Annotated in this window: 23 protein-coding genes; 8 read left to right on the forward strand and 15 right to left on the reverse strand. The window is 66.5% G+C overall.

The features are described from left to right. The first annotated feature begins 217 nt into the window (after positions 1-217). Positions 218-751 (forward strand): carboxymuconolactone decarboxylase family protein, encoded by a 534-nt coding sequence (locus tag ON29_RS26855; RefSeq protein ID WP_083864105.1) that lies wholly within the window; start codon positions 218-220, stop codon positions 749-751. Here the strand turns inward: ON29_RS26855 and ON29_RS26860 are convergent. Next, on the reverse strand, positions 748-1,530 hold the full coding sequence (locus ON29_RS26860; RefSeq protein ID WP_040870587.1) for a TetR/AcrR family transcriptional regulator C-terminal domain-containing protein: 783 nt from the start codon (positions 1,528-1,530) through the stop codon (positions 748-750). The two genes, ON29_RS26855 and ON29_RS26860, sit on opposite strands and share 4 nt — an antisense overlap. Positions 1,531-1,658: 128 nt before the next feature. On the opposite strand from ON29_RS26860, the gene ON29_RS26865 reads away from it, so the two are divergent. After that, positions 1,659-2,036 (forward strand): VOC family protein, encoded by a 378-nt coding sequence (locus ON29_RS26865; protein WP_040870588.1) that lies wholly within the window; start codon positions 1,659-1,661, stop codon positions 2,034-2,036. A gap of 203 nt (positions 2,037-2,239) precedes the next feature. Here the strand turns inward: ON29_RS26865 and ON29_RS26870 are convergent, their stop codons facing one another. Next, the gene (locus ON29_RS26870) at positions 2,240-3,088 is read right to left on the reverse strand and encodes an SDR family oxidoreductase (RefSeq protein WP_040870589.1); all 849 of its coding nucleotides are present in this window, start codon (positions 3,086-3,088) and stop codon (positions 2,240-2,242) included. Positions 3,089-3,186: 98 nt separating this feature from the next. On the opposite strand from ON29_RS26870, the gene ON29_RS26875 reads away from it, so the two are divergent. Further along, positions 3,187-3,585 (forward strand): winged helix-turn-helix transcriptional regulator, encoded by a 399-nt coding sequence (locus ON29_RS26875; RefSeq protein ID WP_040870863.1) that lies wholly within the window; start codon positions 3,187-3,189, stop codon positions 3,583-3,585. Between the two features lie 38 nt (positions 3,586-3,623). Beyond that, positions 3,624-4,052 (forward strand): PPOX class F420-dependent oxidoreductase, encoded by a 429-nt coding sequence (locus ON29_RS26880; RefSeq protein WP_040870865.1) that lies wholly within the window; start codon positions 3,624-3,626, stop codon positions 4,050-4,052. 89 nt (positions 4,053-4,141) lie between these two features. On the opposite strand, the gene ON29_RS26885 is transcribed toward ON29_RS26880, so the two are convergent. The 3 genes from ON29_RS26885 to ON29_RS26895 all read right to left on the reverse strand — a co-directional run bounded on the left by ON29_RS26885 (position 4,142) and on the right by ON29_RS26895 (position 7,635). Then, positions 4,142-4,849: a polysaccharide deacetylase family protein gene (locus ON29_RS26885; RefSeq protein WP_040870591.1), complete on the reverse strand. Its 708-nt coding sequence runs from the start codon at positions 4,847-4,849 to the stop codon at positions 4,142-4,144. Positions 4,850-4,976: 127 nt separating this feature from the next. Next, the gene (gene lpdA / locus ON29_RS26890) at positions 4,977-6,380 is read right to left on the reverse strand and encodes a dihydrolipoyl dehydrogenase (protein WP_040870593.1); all 1,404 of its coding nucleotides are present in this window, start codon (positions 6,378-6,380) and stop codon (positions 4,977-4,979) included. A 280-nt stretch (positions 6,381-6,660) separates the two neighbouring features. Continuing rightward, the gene (locus ON29_RS26895; RefSeq protein WP_040870594.1) at positions 6,661-7,635 is read right to left on the reverse strand and encodes a dipeptidase; all 975 of its coding nucleotides are present in this window, start codon (positions 7,633-7,635) and stop codon (positions 6,661-6,663) included. Positions 7,636-7,856: 221 nt separating this feature from the next. Between ON29_RS26895 and ON29_RS26900 the strand changes: the two genes are divergently transcribed. Together ON29_RS26900 and ON29_RS26905 are read left to right on the forward strand one after the other, a co-directional pair. Next, positions 7,857-8,399, forward strand: a complete 543-nt coding sequence (locus ON29_RS26900; protein WP_040870595.1) for an AMIN-like domain-containing (lipo)protein — start codon at positions 7,857-7,859, stop codon at positions 8,397-8,399. 34 nt (positions 8,400-8,433) lie between these two features. Further along, positions 8,434-10,476 carry a prolyl oligopeptidase family serine peptidase gene (locus tag ON29_RS26905; RefSeq protein ID WP_083864088.1) on the forward strand — a complete coding sequence of 681 codons (2,043 nt, stop codon included), beginning with the start codon at positions 8,434-8,436 and terminating at the stop codon, positions 10,474-10,476. Here the strand turns inward: ON29_RS26905 and ON29_RS26910 are convergent. The 8 genes from ON29_RS26910 to ON29_RS26945 form a co-directional block, all read right to left on the reverse strand. Further along, complete coding sequence (locus ON29_RS26910) at positions 10,471-11,802, reverse strand: MFS transporter (protein WP_157172909.1); 1,332 nt, start codon at positions 11,800-11,802, stop codon at positions 10,471-10,473. The genes ON29_RS26905 and ON29_RS26910 overlap by 6 nt on opposite strands. Beyond that, entirely contained in the window at positions 11,799-12,464 is a 666-nt protein-coding gene (locus tag ON29_RS26915) for a hypothetical protein (RefSeq protein WP_157172910.1), read from the reverse strand. Before ON29_RS26915 ends, ON29_RS26910 begins: the two co-directional genes overlap by 4 nt. 545 nt (positions 12,465-13,009) lie before the next feature. Next, complete coding sequence (locus ON29_RS26920; protein ID WP_157172911.1) at positions 13,010-13,783, reverse strand: tetratricopeptide repeat protein; 774 nt, start codon at positions 13,781-13,783, stop codon at positions 13,010-13,012. 73 nt (positions 13,784-13,856) lie between these two features. After that, a complete protein-coding gene (locus ON29_RS36115; protein ID WP_157172912.1) occupies positions 13,857-14,480 on the reverse strand; it encodes a hypothetical protein in 624 nt (207 codons plus the stop codon). 599 nt (positions 14,481-15,079) lie between these two features. Beyond that, positions 15,080-15,937, reverse strand: coding sequence for an alpha/beta hydrolase family protein (locus tag ON29_RS26930; RefSeq protein ID WP_040870605.1), 858 nt, complete (start codon positions 15,935-15,937; stop codon positions 15,080-15,082). A gap of 48 nt (positions 15,938-15,985) precedes the next feature. Continuing rightward, a complete protein-coding gene (locus ON29_RS26935; protein ID WP_245549122.1) occupies positions 15,986-16,618 on the reverse strand; it encodes a TetR/AcrR family transcriptional regulator in 633 nt (210 codons plus the stop codon). 307 nt (positions 16,619-16,925) lie between these two features. Then, positions 16,926-17,750: an HAD-IIA family hydrolase gene (locus tag ON29_RS26940; protein WP_040870607.1), complete on the reverse strand. Its 825-nt coding sequence runs from the start codon at positions 17,748-17,750 to the stop codon at positions 16,926-16,928. A 94-nt stretch (positions 17,751-17,844) separates the two neighbouring features. Further along, positions 17,845-18,165: an ArsR/SmtB family transcription factor gene (locus ON29_RS26945; protein ID WP_201298008.1), complete on the reverse strand. Its 321-nt coding sequence runs from the start codon at positions 18,163-18,165 to the stop codon at positions 17,845-17,847. Positions 18,166-18,265: 100 nt separating this feature from the next. Between ON29_RS26945 and ON29_RS26950 the strand changes: the two genes are divergently transcribed. Further along, positions 18,266-19,384 carry an MFS transporter gene (locus ON29_RS26950; protein WP_217999304.1) on the forward strand — a complete coding sequence of 373 codons (1,119 nt, stop codon included), beginning with the start codon at positions 18,266-18,268 and terminating at the stop codon, positions 19,382-19,384. A gap of 195 nt (positions 19,385-19,579) precedes the next feature. Here the strand turns inward: ON29_RS26950 and ON29_RS26955 are convergent, their stop codons facing one another. Next, on the reverse strand, positions 19,580-20,032 hold the full coding sequence (locus ON29_RS26955; protein ID WP_174371864.1) for a MarR family winged helix-turn-helix transcriptional regulator: 453 nt from the start codon (positions 20,030-20,032) through the stop codon (positions 19,580-19,582). A 123-nt stretch (positions 20,033-20,155) separates the two neighbouring features. Here ON29_RS26955 and ON29_RS26960 point away from each other — a divergent pair, with 123 nt between their 5' ends. After that, positions 20,156-21,151, forward strand: a complete 996-nt coding sequence (locus tag ON29_RS26960) for an SMP-30/gluconolactonase/LRE family protein (RefSeq protein WP_040870610.1) — start codon at positions 20,156-20,158, stop codon at positions 21,149-21,151. A 78-nt stretch (positions 21,152-21,229) separates the two neighbouring features. On the opposite strand, the gene groL is transcribed toward ON29_RS26960, so the two are convergent. Next, on the reverse strand, positions 21,230-22,855 hold the full coding sequence (gene groL / locus ON29_RS26965; RefSeq protein WP_040870869.1) for a chaperonin GroEL: 1,626 nt from the start codon (positions 22,853-22,855) through the stop codon (positions 21,230-21,232). Positions 22,856-22,967 lie beyond the last annotated feature (112 nt).

The following is a 22,967-nucleotide window of genomic DNA, read 5'->3' on the forward strand; positions in this document are numbered from 1 at the left end:
GCCGACCTGTTGTCCACACCTGACGCCGCGCCAACTCACTGCGACCGCGGTGACCCGCACCGGTACTGATGATGACGGGGTACCCGGCCGAAAACCACTCCGAAAGCAAAAGAATGGCGGGCGCCGCGCGGGATACTGCCGAGTAGGCTCTTTCTCGGCCGGCACCGACGCCGGCCGCACAGACCACGCGGAGGTGGCAACCACGATGGTTTCAGCGCTGCAACCACGCATCTCGCCCGGACGGCTGCGGGAACTCGGGCCGCTCAACTGGGTTGTCTGGCAGGTGCTTTCCCGCGCCGCGGGCACCGGGGACGCCCACTTGTTCAGCACCCTCGGCCGCACCCGCGGACTGTTCCGCGGCTGGCTGCACTACTCGGGCAAACTCATGCCGGGCGGGCGGCTACCGCGCCACGAGTCGGAACTGGTGATCATCCGGGTCGCGCATCTGCGCGGCTGCGACTACGAAATGGACCATCACATCCGGCTCGGTCGCCGCGCGGGGGTTACCACCGAAATCCTCGAGCGGCTGCGCAAGGGTCCCGAAGCGGCAGGGTGGTCGGACAAGCACCGCGCGCTGCTGGCCGCGGTGGACCAGCTGGTCGAGACGCGCGACCTCGACGACGACACCTGGGCCGAGCTGGCGAAGCACTACGACGAGCGCAGCCTCATCGAAATCGTGCTGCTGATCAACCAATACGACGGATTGGCCGCGACGATCACCGCCCTGCGCATCCAGCGCGACGGCGTCTAGACCTCCGCGGACGGCCCCTCGATGCGGCGTGCCAAGCCGTCGAGCACCAGCGTCAGCCCGAACTCGTAGGCGTGGTCGGCGCTGTAGGCGGCGTCGTGTGCCTGGCCCGCGGCCGTGCCGACACGGGCGGCGAGCGGGTAACGCTCCGCGTCGAACACCTGCGCCAGCACGGGCGCGGCCCGTTCCCACCACTGCCCGTCCGACAGCGCGCTGTCCGCCGCCGCCCGCGCGCTGTCGATGGCGATACGGGCGACGGAGGTGACGAACCCGAGCACGAACGTGAGCGCGGCGTCCATCGCGACGTCGTCGAGTCCGAGATCCGCGAAGGCCTCCAGCTCGTGGTCGTACTTGGCGGCGAGGCCGGGCCCGAGTGGCGGCCGGGTGGTCGGCAGGTACGCCACCCAGGGATGGCGGGCCAGCATGGCGCGGTTCTCGGCCGCGATCCTGACGACCCGCTCGCGCCAGGGCAGACCGGTGAGATCCGCGCGATCCATCCGCGCGTACACCGTGTCCAGCATCAAGTCGATCAGCTCGGCTTTGCCCGGCACATACGTGTAGGTGGCCATGGGGGTCAGGCCGAGCCGGTTGGCGACCGCGCGCATCGTGAGCGCTCCGATCCCCTCCGCATCGGCGATCTCGATCGCGGCGGCGATCACCGCCTCGACGCTGCTGCGCTGCTTCGGGCCCCGGCCCGCGCCCGGCTCCGGCGGAATCCGCCACAGCAGCTCCAGCGTGCGAACCGGGTCGCCCGCGCCGCTGCGTTCCTTCGGCTGTCCCACCGCTGCCTCCTCGACCGCCTCGAACCACCGATGGTATCGGTGTGACTCAGGTCATAGTGTGCGCCGCCCCAAAATGCTCTACAAAGTACAGTGTACTTAGTACAGATTTCCGACGCCGAGGAGAGTTCATGAACATCACCGCTTCCGCCGTCTCACTCAACGTCCCCGACCCGGCCGCCTCGGCGAAATTCCTCATCGACCACCTCGGCTTCGAGGAGAAGATGGCGGCCGACGGGTTCGTCTCCCTCGCCCGCGACGACGCCGGCCTGAACGTCATCTACTTGCGCACCGGGCTGGCGAGTTTCAAACCGAAGAGCAAGGCCGGCAGTGCGGGCGACGGGCTGCTCGTCGCCTTCGTGGTCGACGACATCGACGCCGAATACGCCCGGTTGCAGGACGAGGGGGTGCCGATCGTGACGCCCATCGAAACCGAGGAGTGGGGCGAGCGGTACTTCCAGATGAGCGATCCGAACGGGATCATCATCCAGCTGGTGCAGTGGGTGTAGCAGTCGAGCTTCGCTGGAACCGGCCGCCGGGCCGGACGTTGCGGCATGGAAACAGGCCGCCGCATCCGGCCCTTCGACGGGCGATATCACCCGGGACGGCCAATTCCGATCCCGATTACCGCTACGGGGCAACTGCACCGGCTGCCCGGCCGGGTCGATTCGCCCGGAAGCGGAGTGGCGGCTCCTACGCGCAGCGATCAGTGTCAGCCCAGCGCCGCACGGAAGACTTCGACAGCCCGGGTAGCCGGGCGGCCGAGCAATTTCTCCAGGTCCCCCGAGCGCACGTCGAGGATGCCGCGGGCGATGCCCGCGTCGGCGTCGGCGAGCGCCTGGGCGTAGGCCTCCGGCAACCCGGCCTGGATCAGCGCGGCGACGTAGTCCGCCTCCGGCAAGTTCTCGTAGCGCACCGGCTTACCAGCGGCTTCCGAAATCGCCTGCGCCAGTTCGGCATAGGTGAGGCTTTCGCCACCGCCGAGTTCGTATACCCGGCCCGCGTGGCCATCGGTGGTGAGCACCCGGGCGGCCGCTTCGGCGTAGTCGGCACGCGCCGCGCCCGCCACGCGCCCCTCGCCCGCGGCGCCGTGCAGCACGCCCGACTCCACCGCGTGCGCGAGACCGCCCACGTAGTTCTCCCAATACCAGCCGTTGCGCAGCAAGACGTGCGGCACGGCCGATTCGGCGAGCACCGCCTCGGTGCCCTTGTGTTCTTGCGCGAGGATCAGCGGGTTGTCGGTGGCGCCCGGAATGCTCGTGTAGGCGAGCAGTTCCACGCCTGCACGTTCGGCCGCGCGAATGACATTGGTGTGCTGCGCCACTCGCGCGCCGAACTCGTTGCCCGAGATGAGCAGCACCCGGTCGACGCCGTCGAGGGCGCGCTCCAGCGCGGCCGGGTCCTCGTAGGCGGCCTCGCGGACGTCCACGCCGCGTTCGGCCAGATCGGCGACCTTCCCCGGATCACGCACGATCGCGACGGGAGTCGATCCCGCGCGCGACAACTCCTCCACCACGAGTCGGCCCAGCTGCCCGCTCGCTCCGGTTACGGCGATGGTCATGACTACCTCCAGAATGTGTACTGATCTACATGCACTAACTATTCGTAAGTACTATGCATTCCACACCCACTGTGGTCAAGTTGGGTACGATGACGGTCATGACGACCCAGCACACCGGCTCGGCCGAGGCCGACGACCCGACGCTGGAAGCCGACGTCTTCGCGCGCAACTGCACCTCACGTCCGGTCCTGCAAACCGTGGCCAGTCGCTGGGGCACCCTGGCGCTGGTCGCGCTGCGTGAAGGCCCGTACCGGTTCAGCGCACTGCGGCGACGGGTCGACGGCGTAAGCGAACGCATGTTGTCGCAGACTCTGCAAGCGCTGGAGCGCGACGGCATGGTGCACCGCGAGGTGCAGGAGACGATTCCCCCGCGCGTCGAATACACCCTCACCGAATTGGGCGCGGAGGTGGCCGCGCACCTGGAATCGCTGATCCAGGTGCTGGAGACCAACATGCCCCGCGTACGCGAGGCGCAGGCGGCCTACCACCGCGACTGACCGGGGAAGAGACTCCCCGCGCGGCGGGTTACATGGACATGGAACTCGCTGCCGCCGTCGATTTCGCACGCGAACATCGCAGGTCCGTGCTCACCACGATCCGCCGCAACGGCCGCCCGCAACTGTCCAACGTGCTGCACGTCATCGGCGCCGACGGCCGCATCCGCATCTCCATCACCGCCGACCGCGCGAAGTATCACAATCTCGTGCGCGATCCATGGGCGGCACTGCACGTGACCCGCGAGGATTTCTTCGCCTACGCCGTGCTCGAAGGCACGGTGGAACTCACTCCGGTCGCCGCCGCGCCCGGCGACCCGACCGTCGACGCGCTCGTCGACTACTACCGCACCGCCAACGGCGAGCACCCCGACTGGGACGAGTACCGCGCCGCGATGGTCACCGACCGCCGCGCCTTGGTCCTGTTCACCCCCACCAACGCCTACGGCATGCTCCCGGCCGCCGGCTAGCGGACCGGCCGAGGTCCGCGGCGGCTACGACCGAGTGGCGGGCGCTGCGACTCCGATCCACCGCTGGACCGGCGCGGAGCACGGCCGAATCAGCGGGACATCAGGTCCGACACGGTGACGAATTGATAGCCCGCGGCGCGCAATTCGGTGACGATGCGAGGGATGGCGGCGAGCGACGCCTCGGCGTTCCCGTACATGACGTGCAAGAGGATGATCGAGCCGGGACGAACCTTGCCGAGCGTCTCGGCGACGATGTCGTCGGCGGTGACGCCCGCCCGGCCCGAATCGGGCTCGACGTCCCACGTCACGGTGACCCGGTCGTGCTCGGCGAGATAGTGCGGCAGCGTCCACAATTTCTTGCCGTAGGGTGGCCGGAAGGTGATCGGGCCCGTGTAACCGGTCTTCGTGATCTCGGCGTCCGTGCCCTCCACCTCGTCCCGGACCGTGCCGGGTGTGACGAACACCATCCGCCGGTGCGAATAGGTGTGGTTGCCGATCTCGTGGCCCGCGGCTGCGATCGCCCTGCCGTGCTCCGGATGCGCGGCGAGATCACGCCCGTTCAAGTAGAACGTGGCGGGAACTCGCGCTTCAGCAAGGACTTTCAGCACTTCGGGAGCGCGATCGGACGGCCCGTCGTCCAACGTCAGCGCGACGACCCTCGCGTCGGTGTCCACCCTGCTGACCACGTGACCGGCCAACTGGAAGGTGCGCGCTTTCATCAGGTAGAAGGTGCCCGTCCCCAGCAGCACCACCACGACGAGCACCGGCACACTTCCGATCAACCACCTGCGAAGCATGCACGCTGTATAGCAGACCGCCCGAGCCCGCGCCGACCTCCAACGGCCCTATCGAGGCGGAAACCATTGGCCGACAAATGAAAAGGGCGTGCGATCTACGACCGCACGCCCTCTCTCCGCGACCGGATCAGAAGTTGATCATGTGGCCGGCCAGGCCGTGGAAGGCTTCCTGGAGGGCCTCGCTGAGCGTCGGGTGGGTGTGCACGTTCCGGGTCAGCTCGTTGACCGTCAGGTCCCACTTCTGCGCGAGGGTGAGCTCGGGCAGCAGCTCGGAGACGTCCGGGCCGATGAGGTGCCCGCCGATCAGCTCGCCGTACTTGGCGTCGGCGATGAGCTTGACGAAACCGGTCGGGTCGCCGAGGCCGTGCGCCTTGCCGTTGGCGGTGAAGGGGAAGGTCGCGACCTTCACGTCGTAGCCCTCGTCCCGGGCCTGCTCCTCGGTCAGACCGAAGCTGGCGACCTGCGGCTGGCAGAAGGTGGCGCGCGGCATCATCCGGTAGTCGCCGAGGGTGACGGTCTCCGCACCCGCGATGGTCTCGGCCGCGACCACGCCTTGGGCCTCCGCGACGTGCGCGAGTTGCAGCTTGCCGGTGACGTCGCCGATCGCGTAGATGTGCGGCACGTTGGTGCGCATGTAGTCGTCGATCCCGATCGCGCCGCGGTCGGTGACCACCACGCCGGTGGTCTCCAAGCCGTAGCCGTCGACGCGCGGTGCGAAGCCGACGGCCTGCAGCACCTTGTCGACGGTGACGGTCTCGACCGAGCCGGACTTGTTGTCCTTGATCGCGACGGTGACCTTGGCGCCGTCGTCCTCGATGGACTGCACGGCCGCACCGGTGGTGATGGTGATGCCGAGCTTCTTGTACTGCTTGGTGATCTCCTTGGAGACGTCCGCGTCCTCGTTCGGCAGCGCGCGGTCGAGGAACTCGACGATGCGCACGTCGACGCCGTAGTTCTTCAGGACGTAGCCGAACTCCATGCCGATCGCGCCCGCACCGACGATGAGGATCGAGCCGGGCAGGTCACGGGTGAGGATCTGCTCCTCGTAGGTGACCACGTTCGCGCTGAGCTGGGTGCCGGGCAGCAGCTTGGTGACGGTGCCCGCCGCGATGATCGCGTTGTCGAACGTGATCGCCTCGGTGCCGCCCTTGGAGAGCTCGACCGAGAGCGAGTTCGGGCCGGTGAAGGTGCCCTTGCCGTCGAACTCGTCGATCTTGTTCTTCTTCATCAGGAAGTGGACGCCCTTGACCCGGCCGTCGGCGACCTTGCGGCTGCGGTCGAAGGCGACCCCGAAGTCGAAGTTCACCTCGCCGGAGATGCCGAAGGTCTTCGCCTCCTTGGTGAAGATGTGGGCGAGTTCGGCGTTTCGCAGGAGCGCCTTGGACGGGATGCAGCCGACGTTCAGGCACACACCGCCCCAGTATTTCTGCTCGACGATCGCTGTTCGCAGGCCGAGTTGAGCGGCGCGGATCGCGGCGACGTATCCGCCGGGACCAGCACCGAGAACGACGACATCGTAGTGGGAAGTCACGAACCGAGCCTAACTCCGCAGCGGTATGTTCACCCACCCATCCCCCACCCTGGTGAGGTGTGGGCCACACCCATCCGCAAACTTTCCGTGATCGGGAAGAACGCGGTGGTGGCGCCGGGTTAGCATGCCGCCCGAGCGGCCGGGTCGAGCCGGTCCCGGTACCCGTTTCCGACGGCCCCGACTCCACCGTCGACCGGGTGGGTCCGAGTGGCACCCGGCTGCGGCAAAACGCGAGTCGACCTCTTCGTGGTGCTACCCCGCGGGGGGGCGAGCCGCAGGGTCAGGTTCGCCAGACCTGGCGGGCGACGCGGCGGAAGTTCTCGCCGAAGACCGCTGCCCGGTCCGCTGCGGTGAAACCACGACCGGCCAGCACCTCGTCGAGGCCGGGTACGTCGGCGGCCCCGGTCAGATCCTCGGGCGGCACCCATTGCAGCGCGCCCCATGCGGTGTATGCCTCGGAGAAAGCGTCCGGATTGTTCGCCAGTTCGGCGTTGAAGTCCTCGGCGTCGAAGGAGTAGTCCGAGCCGATTCCGATGTGCTCGATGCCGACCAGCTCGGCGCCGTATTCGATGTGCCGCGCCATCGCCGCGATCCGCTCGGCGCGCTCGTCGGCGGCGTTGCGGCCCAGGAAGATTCCGACACCATTGATTCCGATCACGCCACCGGTCGCGGCGCAGGCGCGCGCCTGCTCGTCGGTGATGTTGCGCGGATGGTCCCACAGAGCGGCGAAGTTCGAGTGGCTGTAGATCATCGGGACGACGCTCAACTCGGCCAGTTCCAGCCCGGTGCGCCGGGAACAATGCGAGCCGTCGGCGAACATGCCGACTTCGTTGAGCGCATGGACGAGATCGCGGCCGTACCCGGTGAGTCCGGTGTCCTCGGTGTCCAGGCATCCGCAGCCCGCGGCGTTGGCGTGGTTGTAGGTGGGCAGCAACGACCGCACGCCGAGGTCGTAGAACCGCGCGACGTTGTCCAGGTCCCCGCCCAGCGGGCCGGAGTCCTCCAGATCGAACGCGAGCGCGACGGCGCCGGGCGCCCCGATGTCATCGACCCCGCGCACCAGGCGAAACCGGCCGTCCGCCGACGCCTCGCGGCGGAATCGGTCCAGCAACGCAAGAGAGTCCGCGGTCGACTGCCGGGAGTAGCCCACGTTCACCGACAAGTAGGACCCGGCCGGGTAGCGCGCGAGGTCGCCGATGCGCGCGGCGGGCGAGAGCGGCAGGCAGCAGTGCTGCTCCCAGAGAAACGGTGGCAACCTCGAACCTCCTGTTCGGATCGGCCTCGCCGGCAGCGATCCTACTTGTCCGCGCCGAGTGGGCGTCGGCCCCAGCGAACGGCAAGCCGCCGCTACTCGGCCGCGGTGGACGAGTTGTCCCGTTCGCCAACACTTTTCGCCGCAATCCTCGGTAACAGCGCGCTCACCTCGACCGATGCACGTAGTACATCAATCCCCCGTGCCACGAAGGCGGTGCGACCATGCGTCGCTTGCTTCCCCTTTTCTTCTCCTTCCTGACAGTCGCCGGTCTCTGGATCGCGCCCGCCCCGGCCTCCGCCGCCCCGGCGTGTGCCTCCGGTTGGGGTTCGATGCCCAAGACCAGCCAGGCCCGCACGCTCACGCCGCTGACCGGGGTCCGCGCCGGGCGGCACGACTGCTTCGACCGCTTGGTGTTCGACGTCGCCGGGCCAGTGACCGGGTACCACGTCGGCTACGTCGAGCGGGTGACCATGGACGGTTCCGGCGCACCCGTCCCGCTGCGCGGCGAGGCGTACCTGAGCATCACCGTGAACGCCCCCGCCTACGACGACTCGTTCACCCCCACCTACAACCCCGCGAACCGGGCCGAGCTCACCGAGGTGCGGGACTACCGGACTTTCCGTCAGGTGGCCTGGGCCGGCTCTTTCGAAGGCCAGACCACGGTCGGTCTCGGCACCCGCGCCCGGCTGCCGTTCCAGACCTACACCCTCGACGGACCGGGCAGCGGATCGCGCATCGTGGTCGACGTAGCGCACTCCTGGTAACCCCGCGCCCGGGCGGCTCGTCCACAATGTGGGGATGAGCGGTGTGGAGAATGTGACCGACCCCTACCTCTGGCTGGAAGAAGTGACCGGCGAGCGGCCCCTGGACTGGGCCCGCGCGCACAACGCCGTCGTGCACTCCCGGTTCGCCGACTCCGATCGCTTCCGGGAGCTGGAGCGGCGCATCCTCGACATGCTCGACACCGATACGAAGATCGCCTACCCGTCTCGCCGCGGCCCCTGGCTCTACAACTTCTGGCGAGACGCCGAGCACCCGCGCGGCCTCTGGCGGCGCACCACGTTCGCCGAATACGCCGAGGACTCGCCGGACTGGGACGTGCTGATCGATCTCGACGCACTGGCCGCCGCCGAGGACGAGAACTGGGTGTGGGGCGGAGCCGCGGTACTGCGCCCGGAACAGTCCCGCGCGCTGATCAGCCTGTCGCGCGGCGGCGCGGACGCGAAGGTGGTCCGCGAATTCGATCTCGCGCGGCGGGTGTTCCTCGACCCGGTCGACGGCGGCTTCTTCCTGCCCGAGGCGAAGTCGGAGATCCGCTGGATCGATATCGACTCGGTGTACGTGGGCACCGACTTCGGCCCCGGCTCGCTGACCGATTCGGGGTATCCGCGGATCGCGAAACGCTGGCGGCGCGGCACCGCTCTGGACGAGGCCACCACCGTTTTCGAGGGCGAGACCGGGGATGTCGCGGTCTCGGCGGGCTACGACCGCACACCGGGTTACGAGCGGCACTACGTCGGCCGCGCGACCGACTTCTTCAACGAAGAGGTGTACCTGCTGGCCGACGACGGCACGCTGCGGCATCTCGACATCCCCAGCGACGCCAGCGAATCCTGGTACAAGGACTGGCTGCTGGTGCTGTTGAAGTCGCCGTGGGAGGTGGGCGGCGCGAGCTATCCCGCGGGTGCGCTGCTGGCCGCCGACTTCGAGAAGTTCCTGGCCGGCGCACGGGATTTCGAGGTCCTCTTCACCCCGGACGCGCACACCGCGCTGCACGGCTACGGCTGGACCGAGAATCACCTGCTGCTGGTCACGCTCGAGGATGTGCAGACCAAGCTGCACGTGCTCACCCCGGCCACAGACGGCTGGCGTCGCAAACCGCTGACCGACACTCCGCCGATGGCCACCACCAGCGTGCTGAATCTCGACCCGCTGGAGGGCGGCGACGAGTTCATGCTCAGCACCAGCGGGTTCACCACTCCGGCCACGCTGCTGGCCAGTGCGGTCGGCGGACGCACCGAGCGGCTCAAGCAGGAGCCCGGGTTCTTCGACGCCGACGGCGTGGAGACCGAGCAGTTCTTCGCCACGTCCGATGACGGCACGCCGGTGCCGTACTTCGTGATCCGCCATCGCGACCGCAAGGACCAGCCCGGGCCGACGGTGATGTCCGGCTACGGCGGTTTCGAAGTGTCGCGCACTCCGGGTTACAGCGGCGCCTCGGGGATGGGCTGGCTGGAGCGCGGCGGCACCTGGGTGATGACGAACATCCGCGGCGGCGGCGAGTACGGGCCGCAATGGCACACCGCGGTGCAGAAAGCCAACCGGCACAAGGTGTACGAGGACTTCTCCTCGATCGCGAAAGACCTCGTCGGGCGCGGTATCACCACCGCCGATCAGCTCGGCGCGGTCGGCGGCAGCAACGGCGGACTGCTCATGGGCGTGATGCTGACCCGCTACCCCGAATTGTTCGGCGCGATCGTCTGCCAGGTGCCACTGCTGGACATGAAGCGCTACCACCTGCTGCTGGCGGGCGCCTCATGGATGGCCGAGTACGGCGACCCCGACAAGCCGGAGGAATGGGAGTACATCGGCAAGTACTCGCCTTACCAGAACGTGCGCGCCGACCGTGCCTACCCGCCGATCCTGCTCACCACCTCGACCAGGGACGACCGGGTGCATCCCGGCCACGCCCGCAAGATGGCCGCGCTGCTGGAGGAGCAGGGCCACGAGTTCTGGTACCACGAGAACATCGAGGGTGGCCACGGCGGCGCCGCCGACAACAAGCAGTCGGCTTTCCAGGCGGCGCTGATCTACGAGTTCTTCACCCAGATGCTCTCATAGGGCGTCGACAGGCAAATCCGGATGCTGCGCGGATTCGCCCGTACCGGGCTCGCGTGGCTTCTCCTGCGCCGGCGCCGCATCTGTCGCGCTGGTGGTCTCGGCGACCACTTCCACTCGCCGCAAAGGAGACAGCAGCAATATCAGCCCTGGTGCCACCAGCCCGGCAACCCCGGCCACCAGACCACCCTGCACACCGAGCGCGGCGGCTGCGATTCCGCCGAGGAGCGCTCCCAGTGGCGCGGCCAGCGCCGAAAACCATCGCATCGACGCGTTGACTCGGGCCAGCGTCTCCGGTGCCGACATCGTCTGCCTGAGGGTCCGCTGAACAACGTTGTAGCCGATCAGCGCCGTCATCACGACAAGCAAGCCGCTGGTCACGAGGACAGTCCGCCAAGCCTCCGGCGCAGGTAGGACTGCCAAGGCGTAACCCGGCGCATACGCAATGGCGAAACAGAGCAGAGTCCGTCCATCGCCGAGCCGCCGCGTCAACCACAGCGCCACCGGTCCGCCCATCAACCCTCCCAGCGACCCCACCGCGCCGACCAGCCCGATCACTTGGGGTTGCCAGCCGATATCCCTCGCGAGGAATACCAGCCACAGCGCCCCGATCCACGCCAGAAAGCAGTTGGTAGAAAGGTTCGCGAAAGCGATCCAGCGCAGATAGCGGTCTGTTACGACGTAGCGTAAGCCTTCCAGGACAAGTTTTGTCACGCTAGTGCGGCGAACCGAAGGTGACGGCGCTTCCGGCAACCGCAGAATCGTCAGCGCGACAGCGAGAACAGCCACCATGCCCACGGCAGCAGCAAGGGAAATGCTTGCACCGACGACCGCGAAAAACCAGCTTCCAGCCAGCGGACCGGCGAATTGCGCGAGAGATTCCGACACACCGAACTTCGCATTGGCCGACCTGAGTTCAGAATCGGGCACGATCATCGGCGTCACGCTCTGAAAGGCGACGACATTCACCATCCGCGCCGACTCCGTACAGAAGGCCACAACGAGCAGCAGAGGAATCGTCGCTCCGTGGCTCACGCAGATGATCAGCGCTCCGGACCAGACCGCCAGCTCTGCAACGTTGGCAAGAATCATCGAGCGCCAGCGCCCCAGCTTTTCGACGTAGGCCCCCGCGTGCAGGGTGATGAACACCTTCGGAAGGAGGCTCGCGGCGGCCAGAGCCGACATATCGGATGCGTCTGCGTGTAGTTCAGCCACCGCGAACAAACCGAGGCCGAACGGTAGATATGCGCTGCCGATTCCACCTAACGTCTGCGCCAGCCAGAAAGCATTGAACCGATTCTTCCATTCAGCTCGCAACGCGACCGTCAAGATAGACCAACCGATCCAGCGATATTAATTATCGCACAGTAGGAAGCAACCGTGATCAGCGAGAAGGATACCAGAGTTCCTGGAAACAGAACGAAGAATACGACATGCAAGAAAATCCCGAGCACAATCGCGATCACCTGCGTTCCAGGAAAGAGGAGCATAGCGGGAATCAACATCTCGACGGCCAGCACGGAGCCGGTCAGCAGAAGCAGACGCGGTGAGCCGACCGGCTCTCGGAGAATGAGACTCCGCAACCGCCTCGGCATCGCCGAGTCGTGGAACATTCGATAATACTTCTCACCTTCGATGAACTCTATCGTCGACCGCACGACGTTACCGGACAAGAAGCTCGGATTCCATTTTCGATGCACGCCTCCCCAGTGCAACCCGAAAACCAGCACAGCTATCATTCCGAGGCCCAAGTCGATACGTACCGGATTATGCTCGGTGGATCCGTGGTAAGTGAACAGGTATGCCATTCCTGCATGCACGGGAGCGAAGAACAATCCGATGGACAGCAGGACGAAGAATGCGCTGTGAAAATTGAAGTATACTCGCGTTTCCAAGAAGGTGACCAGCCCGATGACGACTAATGCCGGGCGCATCTGCCAGCCTACGACGAGCAATACGGCAGCGACAGCACGGGCTGAGAACAACGTCACATATAATCGTGCCCCTGGCAGTAGTGGCCGCCACCTTACGGGACATCTTACCCGCACCAAGAAGTAGCGATACGTTATGGGGCGATACGCAGTCAGATATCCGCGGCGTATATGCACACCCGCTTCAGCTAGCAGCCCGATACCAAATACTACCGCGATGAAGGTGGCGGCATAACCCGGATCCGCACTCAGATGATCTAGCATACGCGCGCGACGACCTTTGACTGCTCGATGCGATAAACTTGGGTTTCGAATTCCACACGGCAGGTTACTTTGCCGCCCAGGCTTCGAATTCCATGAACCCGATTTACGCTAGCAAGAGGTCGACTTCCGCACGGGAGATGGCCAACTTGGTGTGCGGCAGATACTCCCAGCAATTGAATCGAGCGCCGGACGCGTCAGCTAGATCAAATCGAGCATTTGTCACACCGGCGAACATGTGCCACGAGGCGAAGTTGGGCGATGGACGCACGGCAGACCAAATAAGCCACGCGCACCATGATGTGAATATCATGAATCCCGGGGGTGACAGAAGATCCAGCATCTTACACCCTGGTCGCCAACTGATATTCCGCTGCATGCCGCGCCCACTCATAGAGATACGTGTCCGAGCGACGCTGCGCCAGTACCATTAGATTCCGATGATTTGACACTCCGGTCGGCAACAATGTCAACGACTTCGCGTAGCATTCAATGGCGCAGTCGAAAGCGCCCAGCAGTTCGTACATGCGCCCGGCGCGGAACCAAGCGACGCGACCCAATGGCACCGCTACGTGGCCCGCTGCCACATATGCTTCCACGGCGCCGTCGAGATCTCCGGCATTCCGGCGTAGGTCACCGACCTGAATCAGTAGCTTCGAGTCCAGCGGATCGACCCGTGCCGCCGCCTCCATGTACTGCTGCGCCTCGGCCTGCGAGCCCGCGGCAGCGTACGAGCGACTGGCGGACTCCAAGGCTGGGATCATGTTCTCGACTTTCAGCACACGCTCATGGTCCGATGTCGGTGCCGCCAGTTCCGCATGGTCCAATACCTTTTGATACTCATTCAACAGCGTTTTGTGGTCGCCTCGCAAGAACGGCAGAAAGGTCGCAGCGCGGTGGTAGCGGCTCGTCATCAGATGCGCCTCGAAGTCCGAGACCTCGGACAACTCAATATATTCTTCGAGATAACCGAAGCCGAGATTCCGCCAGTGTTCGACTCCATTGATCTCCCGACGATGCGCCCCCTGCACCATGCCGTAGATCGAGAGGTTTATGAGCATCCTCAGATAGCGGGAGTCCGCGGGCGCCGCGGCCACAGTACGCACCAGTTCGGGCATGATCTGCGTCCAGTCCCGCCGTGGCTCGGTCAAATTCGTCAGATAGTGGCGGAGCACCCGCAAATAGAATTGCTCAGGTGATTGCGGTCTCCCACCTCGATCCACTTTGTCGAGAGATACCATCGCCGCATCGAAAAATCCGAGGGCGGTCAGCAACTCGGGCGAAGTCGCCGGCTTGTGCGGTGTACCGCAGCCGAAGCATGCCCGCGAGAAACCGCAGGGAGGGATCCGGCGTATCGACCAGCTCCGGCATTCTGCGGTAGGGCCCGTCGAAGCGCGAAACATGCGACAGGGCCTGGAGAAAGACCAGACGAGGAGAATCGTTCTCAAGAGCTTCGAGTTCCATCAGCGAATTTTCGGCGAGTCGGCTCAGGCCCGCCTGAAGCGCTACTCGGGTCAACCACGCCTTGGCATCGGGTTCCGTGCCTGTCCGCGCTACCTCGATGCGCTGTCCTTCCGCAGAACCGGCATTCAGGGTGAAATAATCTGCTCGGGCAATACCTTCCACAGTAAGTAGCGAACGCAGCTGCGGCGGCGGCAGCATGGAGGGGCCCCAGAGTTCATGGTCATCGACGCAGAACCAGTAATCGATCGCGGCAGTCTGAACTGCCCGGTGATCGGCGGTGCTGATCTTCGACCGCGGCTCAGCAAAGGACTTGAAAGCTGCCGTGGCCGAGTCGATATGCCGAATATCCATTCCTCCCCCTTCGAACCGAAATGTTGAACTCGTCGATGTGCACAGAGTCGAGCCGCGTGCACGATGCGCCGGAGGCACTTTTTGCCTCCGGCGCATCTGTGTGCTTCTAGTCCGTGAAGACAGTCGGCTGCGTCGATCCGACACCGAGATCATCGTAGATATCGGTCGCGCTTTCAAGAATTTCAGCCACAATAAATCACCCCCCATCCCCGTTTATTTGTATACCGCTGCTGAATTCCACCCCCAGCAGCACCATGAACAATAGCGGCCAACCGCGAGGGACGCAACACTCGGTGGCTTCGAATGTGGCCGCCGCTGTGCCTACATTTCCGATCTCGCCGTTTGTGCTCGCTAATCGCCGGACGCACCAGCGTGACGGGACGCGGCTAGTTCTTTCGGCCCTGACCTGCTGGTTGCCACAGGTTGCTGGCTGCGGGTCAGCTCCGTGGCCCGGCGCTTCTCGTCATCGCCTTCCAGGCGGCGCTGATCTACGAGTTCTTCACCCAGATGCTGATCGAACGACGGGCCTGACGAATGGACGGGCCGGACGCAGTCCGTCCTCAGCCCGCGCATGGCCGCAGCGAAGGCGGAGGTACGCCTCAGCGGTCGCGCAGCCACTTCTCGATCTGGTCGACGGTGCTCGCGCACTGCCGGATCCAGCCGTTGTGGCCCAGCGGTTCCGGCTGTCGCCAGCGCGTCACCTCGGCGTTGGGCAGCTTCTCCAGCAGGTGCTCGGCGGAGCTGGGCGGGGTGAGGTCGTCGCCGGTCATCGTGATGGACAGCACCGGAAGCCGTAGCCGCGCGATGCGCTCCTCGTAGTCGATGTCCGCGCCGACCGGGACGAACCGGCCGGTGCGCGCGAGCCGGGCCCAGTCGGAGATCAGCACTTTGGACTGGCGGCCGAAGCCCATCGACACCCGGTCGCCGGGCCAGAAGCCCGCCAAGTTGGCCGTCAGCGAGATCGCCGCGGTGCCGACCAGCATGCCCGGGCCCGAAAGTCCGCGATAGCCGCGGTAATACGGCGTGCCGGACGCGACCAGGACGAGTCCGCCGAGCCTGCCGCGGATGCGCGCGGCGTACATGACGCCGAGCTGGCCGCCCATGCTGTGGCCGAGCAGGTACGGCGTGCTGTCCGGGAATTGTTCGCGGACCACCTCGAAGATCGCGGGAAAGTCCACAGAGACCAGCTCGTGGTAGCCGAAGGTGCTGGCAGAACTCGGCTTCGGCCTGCTGTCGCCGTTGCCGCGCAGCTCACCGATGGCCACATCGAACCCGCGCGCCGCCAGACTCGAGGCGAACAGTTCGTAGTAACCCCCCGGAACACCGAGCCCGGGCACGATCACCAGCACCGGACGCGGCGCGTCCGGTGTGACCGGGTGCCGGTGCACGCCCCCGGCGGGGATCAACCGCACCGGAACCGTGGTGCCGTCCGGCATCTGGATCGGAACTGTCTGCATCCCCGCACGCTACCGCGCTCGTCGCCGCCGGTCCCGCAGGCCGGGACGCTATGCGCGGACCGCGCCGATGATCACTCTGCTCAGCACCCGGATCACGTCGTCGAGCGGTGGCCGCGGCTCCGCACCGCTCCACGAGTCCACCACGTAGTTGACGGCGCCGATGATGGCGAGCATCCGCATCTCGTAGTCCCCCGCGGGTATTTCCCCGTGCAGCGCGGCGTCTTCGGCGGCGCCTGCCAGCAGCGAACCCCACTCCCGGCGCACCGCGAGACGGAACTTCTCCACCTTGGGGCCCGCGCCGACCACTTCGACCAAGGCGACGCGCGCCTTGCGCGGATCGGATCCGATGGATTCGACGTACGCGCGAACCGCGGCATCGATGATGTCCAGCGACTTGGCGCCGGACTTCGCGTCCAACGCCTTCTTCACGGCATCGCGCGACTCCCGGTCGATCTGCTCGTACAGCTCTAGGAGCAGGGACTCGCGACCGGTGAACTCCTCGTAGAACTGTCGCGAGGAGAGTCCGGCGTCCTTACAGATGGCGCCGACCGAACTGTTGGCGTAGCCGTCCCGCGCGAAGACCGTCAGGCCTGACTCCAGAAAACGCGCACGCCGCTGACGCTGCCGGTCCTCCACGGGTTGCCCGGCATACATTCGACCCGTATTCGCATCCTGTGACATTGGGGCAGACAATACAGAAGGGCCCGAACTCATCGTCATCGATCGGGCCCTTCGTTACAACCCGCGGCCTACATCGCGTTAGCCGAAAGTTGGCTGAACAGTTGCTACCTCATTGATCGGTCGCCGAGCCGAAGCCCGGCGACCATAGTAGTTTGCGCACAAGCACGCTCATCAGCGAATCGAGCATCCGGCAACTCCGATCTGTCCGTGAGACATTCCTTGTCACTGGCCATTTGCCGGAACAGACGATACCTAGCGGCGTCGCGTTTGCGGGCAATTTTAGAGGGAAACTGTAGAATTTTTTGTTTCATTCCGATTCGTCGGTTACGGCAAGTTCGCCCGACTCCGCCGACCCGGTCAGCAATTCCGGCAGCGCGGCCACGGAATCGATGACGTGATCGGGCGCGCGGTCGGCCGACGCCAGTACGCCGGGACGGAATTTACCGGTGCGTACCAGAACCCCGGTCAACCCGGCGTCCTGCGCCGCGAGCACATCCGAATTCAGATCGTCACCGATCATCAGGACTTCCGAAGGGTCCAGCCGCATCAGCGCGGCGGCGGTCCGGAAGCCCGCCGCGGCGGGCTTGCCGACCACCTCGATGCGCGCATTGCCCGCCGCCTCCAGGCCGGGCAGGTAGGCGCCCGCGTCGACGCGGAGCCCTTCCGCTGTCGCCCAGGTCAATCCGCTGTGCATGGCGACGACGGGCACACCGTCCAGCATCAGTTCCACCACCCGGCTCAGCGCGGCGTGATCGAATTCCGGTCCCGCTCCGCCGATCACGACCACGTCCGGATGATCGTCATCGAGCGTCAGACCGGTGAGATCCGCCGTGATATCGCCGTGGTTGAGCACCCAGACGGCGGCATCGGGATAGCGTCCGCGCACGAACTCGGCGGTGAGCCTTGCGGCGGTGACGATCTCGGCCTGCTCCACCTCGATACCGGTGCCGCACAGGCGCTGCGCGATCTCGGCGCAGGTGCGCGAAGTGGTGTTGGTCAGGAAAGCGCGGCGCAGCCCGCTCTCGCCGATCCGGCGCACCGCGGCGGCGGCGCCCTCGATCTCCCGCCAGGAGGTCACCAGGACGCCGTCGATGTCGTAGAGCACGCCTCGGATCCGATCGCGGTCAGGCATGGGTTCAGCGTACGACCGGCCCGCCCGCAATGCCCATGGCGGCACGGTTTCTCGCGGCGTTCGCGCTGGGTGGAGCACGCGCCCGGCGGCCGGTTCAGCGCTGGGCGCCGGTGATGACCGCGTCCAGCAGGCCGGGGAATCGCTGCTCCAGATCGTCGCGCCGCAATTCGACCAGCCGGTTGCGGCCGGAGACGAAGGTCGTCGTGATGCCCGCGTCCCGCAGCACCTTCCAGTGGTGCGAGGCGGTCGCCGCCGTGATCTCCACGTCGAACTCCCGGACATTGCAGCTCAGCGGTTCGCGCTCGCCGGCGAGCGCGCGCACCAGTTCGAGCCGGACCGGGTCGGCGAGGGCGCTGAGCACCCGGACCAGGTCGATGTCGGCGGTACTCGGCTGCGGCAGCGGGCGCATCTCCATTCTCCGATCATTTGACAACAATCGAATCATATCCCACTCTCATCCTATGATGCTTCGACAATCATCTAACAATCTGTATCGATCGCTCCTACCGCTCGCCGTGGGCACTTTCGTGCTCGGCACCGACGGCTTCGTGCTCAGCGGCCTGCTCCCGCTGATCGCCGCCGACCTGCACGTCTCCGTGTCCACCGCGGGCCAGCTGACCACGATGTTCGCCTGGACCTACGCCATCGCCTCGCCCCTGATCGCCGCCGCGACCGGCTCCTGGGATCGCCGACGGCTACTCGGCGGCGGCGCCGCGCTTTTCGTGCTCGGCATGATCGGGCAGGCCGCCGCGGAGAGCTTCGGTGTCATGGCGGCGGCGCGTGTGGTGGCGGCCATCGGAGCGGCGGCCTTCCAGGCCAACGCGTTCGCCGTCGCGGGCGTCGTCGCCGATGACGCGCACCGGGGACGGGCGCTGTCGATCGTCACCGCGGGCATCACGCTGTCCAGCGTCGCGGGCGTGCCGATCGGCATCTTCGCCGAGCGCTGGATCGGCTGGCGGGGTGTGCTGTGGGGAATCGCGGTCGGCGGAGCCGTCGCGGCGACGCTGGTCCTCCTGCTGCCCCGGGTGACGCTGCCGAGCACCGGCCTGCGCGACCGGATCGGCGTGCTGACCCGTCCGGCGGTGCTGCGCGTGCTGATCGTGACGACCACGCAGATCACCGCCGTCTACACCACCATCGTCTACCTGCCGGTGGTGGTCGCGACCTCGGTGCCGCAGAGCATGCTCGCCTGGTTGCTGCTGGCCATGGGCATCGGCCAGGTGATCGGCAACGCGCAGGCCGGGCGCGCGGTCGACCGGTACGGCCCGCAGCGCACGCTGACGGTGGGGCTGCTCGGCGCACTGGCGGGCCTGGCCCTGCTCGGCGTGGCCGTCCATGCCGCGTGGGCGGTGTTCGTCGTGCTCGCCGTCACCGGGTTGTTCGGTGCGGCGATCCTGGTACCGCAGCAGCATCGCCTGTTCGGCATCGCCCACGACGCGCCCACCGTCGCCCTCGGCCTGAACGGATCGGCCATCTACCTCGGCGCGGGCATCGGGTCCATCGTCGGTGCGACCGTGCTGGATTCCTCCGGTAGCCAGTGGCTGCCGTGGACATCCGCGCTCATCGCGTGCCTGGCGCTCGCACTCGCGCTCCGGAAGGCTCGGCCCGCCGTCCGAACTCCGGTTCCCGCATAGCCCTGTCCAGCAGCGATGCGACCACGACTCGCGCCGCCGGTGAGTCGATCCGCTTCGGTCCACGGTTCCACCACGGCGGCCGGTCGCCCTATCGCACCACCGAACGGGAGGGCGCCGAACATCGTCGTTCGGTGTCTTCGTGGCCGTGAGTGGCCGATCCGGTCGCGGGTGCGTCCGATTTCTGCCCGCGGATGGCTAAGCGGCCGGATCGGGCCGGATCGAGTCGAGCCGATCGGCGCATCGAATCAGCAAGTCCTGCAAAGTATCTCGTTCGGCGTCGGTGAATTCCTCGGCCAGGGCTCGTTCGACGCGGACCGCGCGGGCGTCCGCGTCGCGCATCACCGCCGCGCCCATCTCGGTCAGCGTGGTCTCCAGGACGTTCTTGTGCCACGGGTGCTGCGTGCGCTCGATCAGCCCGCGGTCCTGGAGGTTGCTCAGCACGGTGTTCATCGAGGGCGGGGTGACGCCGCAGAGCCGGGCCAGGGCGGCGGCCGAGATGCCGGGATTCTCGGCGAGGAACAGCAGTGCGGCGTACTGCGGCACGGTGACGCCCGCCGGTTTCAACGCGGCGTTCTTCGCCGTGTTGAGGGACTGCTCGGCACGTTTGAGATACGAACCGATCCGTTCGGCGGCGGGCAAGGACGTCATAAACGCATGGTATCCGCACAACTTATCGTTCTAGCCTTGACGATCATTAGAGTTCTAACCTAGATTTGTGCTCATTCTTAAGTGTGAACAAATTCGTTAGAGCGAACCCTAAGAGGTAGACCGATGTCCCATGCCCTGGCCCGCCTGCTGTCGAGCCTGGCCGCAGGAAGCGCCTGCATCACGCTCATGGCCTGCGGCACCGGCGATACGCCGAGCAGCCCCGTCCACACCGCCTACGAACTGCCGGGCGACCACGTCTACCCGGAGGGGATCGCGGTCGACGCACGCACCGGTGACAGTTACGTCGGGTCCTACACCACCGGCGCCGTCTACCGCGCGACACCGGATGCCCATCGCGCCGAGGTTTTCCTGCCCGAAGGCGCCAACAACCACAAGACCGCCAACGGCTTGAAAGTCGACGCGGCGGGGCGGCTGTGGGTGACCGACTCGACCATGGGCGTCGCGGTGTACGACGTCGCGACCCGCGCCCTGCTCGCCGACTTCACCGTGCCCGGAAGCGATCCCCGCTTCGTGAACGATCTCGCCATCACCCCGGACGGCACGGCGTATCTGACCGACAGCACGCGGGCGGTGGTCTATCGCGTCACTCCCGATCAACTGGCCGCCGCCAGAGCACAGGGCGGGCGCGGGGAACTGACTCCGCAGTTCGACCTGCGCCCCGTACTGCCGCCGATCGAGCCGGGCGGCTTCAGCCTCAACGGCATCGTCGCCGATCCGGCGGGCAGTTACCTGCTCACGGTCGACATGCCACGCGGCGACCTGTACCGCATCGCGTTGACGCCGGAAGCGAATCCGATCAGCAAGGTCGCCCTGCGCGGCGGCGATCTCCGGCAAGGCGACGGACTGGAACTACACGAGGGCACCCTGTGGGCCGTCCACAACACGACCAACACGATCAGCCGCTGGACCGTCTCCGACGACGGCGCCACCGTGACGCTGGCACAGCAGCGCACCGACGAGGCGCTGGCCATCCCGACGACCCTGGCCCGCGCCGGTGACCGAACCCTGATCGTCTCCTCCCAATTCGACAAGGGCGGCCCGATGGGGCCCGGCAGCCCGAGGACGCCGTTCGCCGTCGTCACCCTCGACGGAATCTGACGCGCGAAAACGCCGGAAGCCGGCCCACCTCTCGGTGGACCGGCTTCCGGTTCGAACTGTGTTGCCGGGTGGCCGGACTCAGAAGTCCATGCCGCCCATGCCACCGGTCGGGTCGCCGGCGGGAGCGGCGGACTTCTCCGGCTTGTCGGCGACAACGGCCTCCGTGGTCAGGAACAGGGCCGCGATCGAAGCCGCGTTCTGCAGCGCCGAACGGGTGACCTTGACCGGGTCGGCAACGCCGGCGGCCAGCAGGTCCTCGTACTCGCCCGAGTCGGCGTTCAGGCCGTGACCCGCGGGCAGGTTCGACACCTTCTCGGCGACCACACCGGGCTCGAGGCCCGCGTTGAACGCGATCTGCTTCAGCGGAGCCGACAGCGCGACCCGCACGATGTTCGCGCCGGTCGCCTCGTCACCGGTGAGCTTCAGCTCGTCCAGCGCCGGAGCCGACTGCAGCAGGGCCACGCCACCACCGGCGACGATGCCCTCCTCGACGGCCGCCTTCGCGTTGCGAACGGCGTCCTCGATACGGTGCTTGCGCTCCTTGAGCTCCACCTCGGTGGCCGCGCCCGCCTTGATCACCGCGACACCGCCGGCCAGCTTGGCCAGGCGCTCCTGCAGCTTCTCGCGGTCGTAGTCCGAGTCGGAGTTCTCGATCTCGGTGCGGATCTGCTGAACCCGGCCCTTGATGGCCTCCGGGTCGCCCGCGCCCTCGACGATGGTGGTCTCGTCCTTGGTGACGACGACCTTGCGCGCCTGGCCGAGCAGCTCCAAGCCCGCGTTCTCCAGCGAGAGGCCGACCTCTTCGCTGATGACCTCGCCACCGGTCAGGATGGCGATGTCGGCCAGCTGCGCCTTGCGGCGGTCACCGAAGCCGGGCGCCTTGACGGCGACGGACTTGAAGGTGCCGCGGATCTTGTTCACGACCAGGGTCGACAGGGCCTCGCCCTCGACGTCCTCGGCGATGATCAGCAGCGGCTTGCCCGCCTGGATGACCTTCTCCAGCAGCGGCAGCAGGTCCTTGACGGTCGAGATCTTCGAGCCGACCAGCAGGATGTACGGGTCCTCGAGGACCGCTTCCTGACGCTCCGGGTCGGTGACGAAGTAGCCGGAGATGTAGCCCTTGTCGAAGCGCATACCCTCGGTGAGCTCCAGCTGGAGGCCGAAGGTGTTGCTCTCCTCGACGGTGATGACACCTTCCTTGCCGACCTTGTCCATGGCCTCGGCGATCAGCTCACCGATGGACGAGTCGCCCGCCGAGATGCCCGCGGTAGCAGCGATCTGCTCCTTGGTGTCGATCTCCTTGGCGGTGTCGAGCAGCTTGGCGGTGACGGCCTCGACGGCCTTCTCGATGCCGCGCTTCAGGCCCAGCGGGTTCGCGCCGGCCGCGACGTTACGCAGACCCTCGCGCACCAGTGCCTGGGCGAGCACGGTCGCGGTGGTGGTGCCGTCGCCGGCGACGTCGTCGGTCTTCTTGGCGACTTCCTTGACCAGCTCGGCGCCGATCTTCTCGTACGGGTCCTCCAGCTCGATCTCCTTGGCGATGGACACACCATCGTTGGTGATCGTGGGAGCGCCCCACTTCTTCTCCAGGACAACGTTGCGACCCTTGGGGCCCAGCGTCACCTTGACCGCGTCGGCGAGGCTGTTGAGGCCCCGCTCGAGGCCGCGGCGGGCCTCTTCGTCATACGCAATTGTCTTGGCCATGGCGTTGTTGAGATCCTCCATGTGGATGGCTGACACACAGGACGACCGCTGGTCGGGTCGCCCCAGTTACGCTGGCCAGGTTCGGTGCCCGCGACGGACGACCGAGGGTGTC

The sequence above is a fragment of the Nocardia exalbida NBRC 100660 genome (assembly GCF_000308575.1).
In the GTDB taxonomy this organism is placed as follows: domain Bacteria; phylum Actinomycetota; class Actinomycetes; order Mycobacteriales; family Mycobacteriaceae; genus Nocardia; species Nocardia exalbida.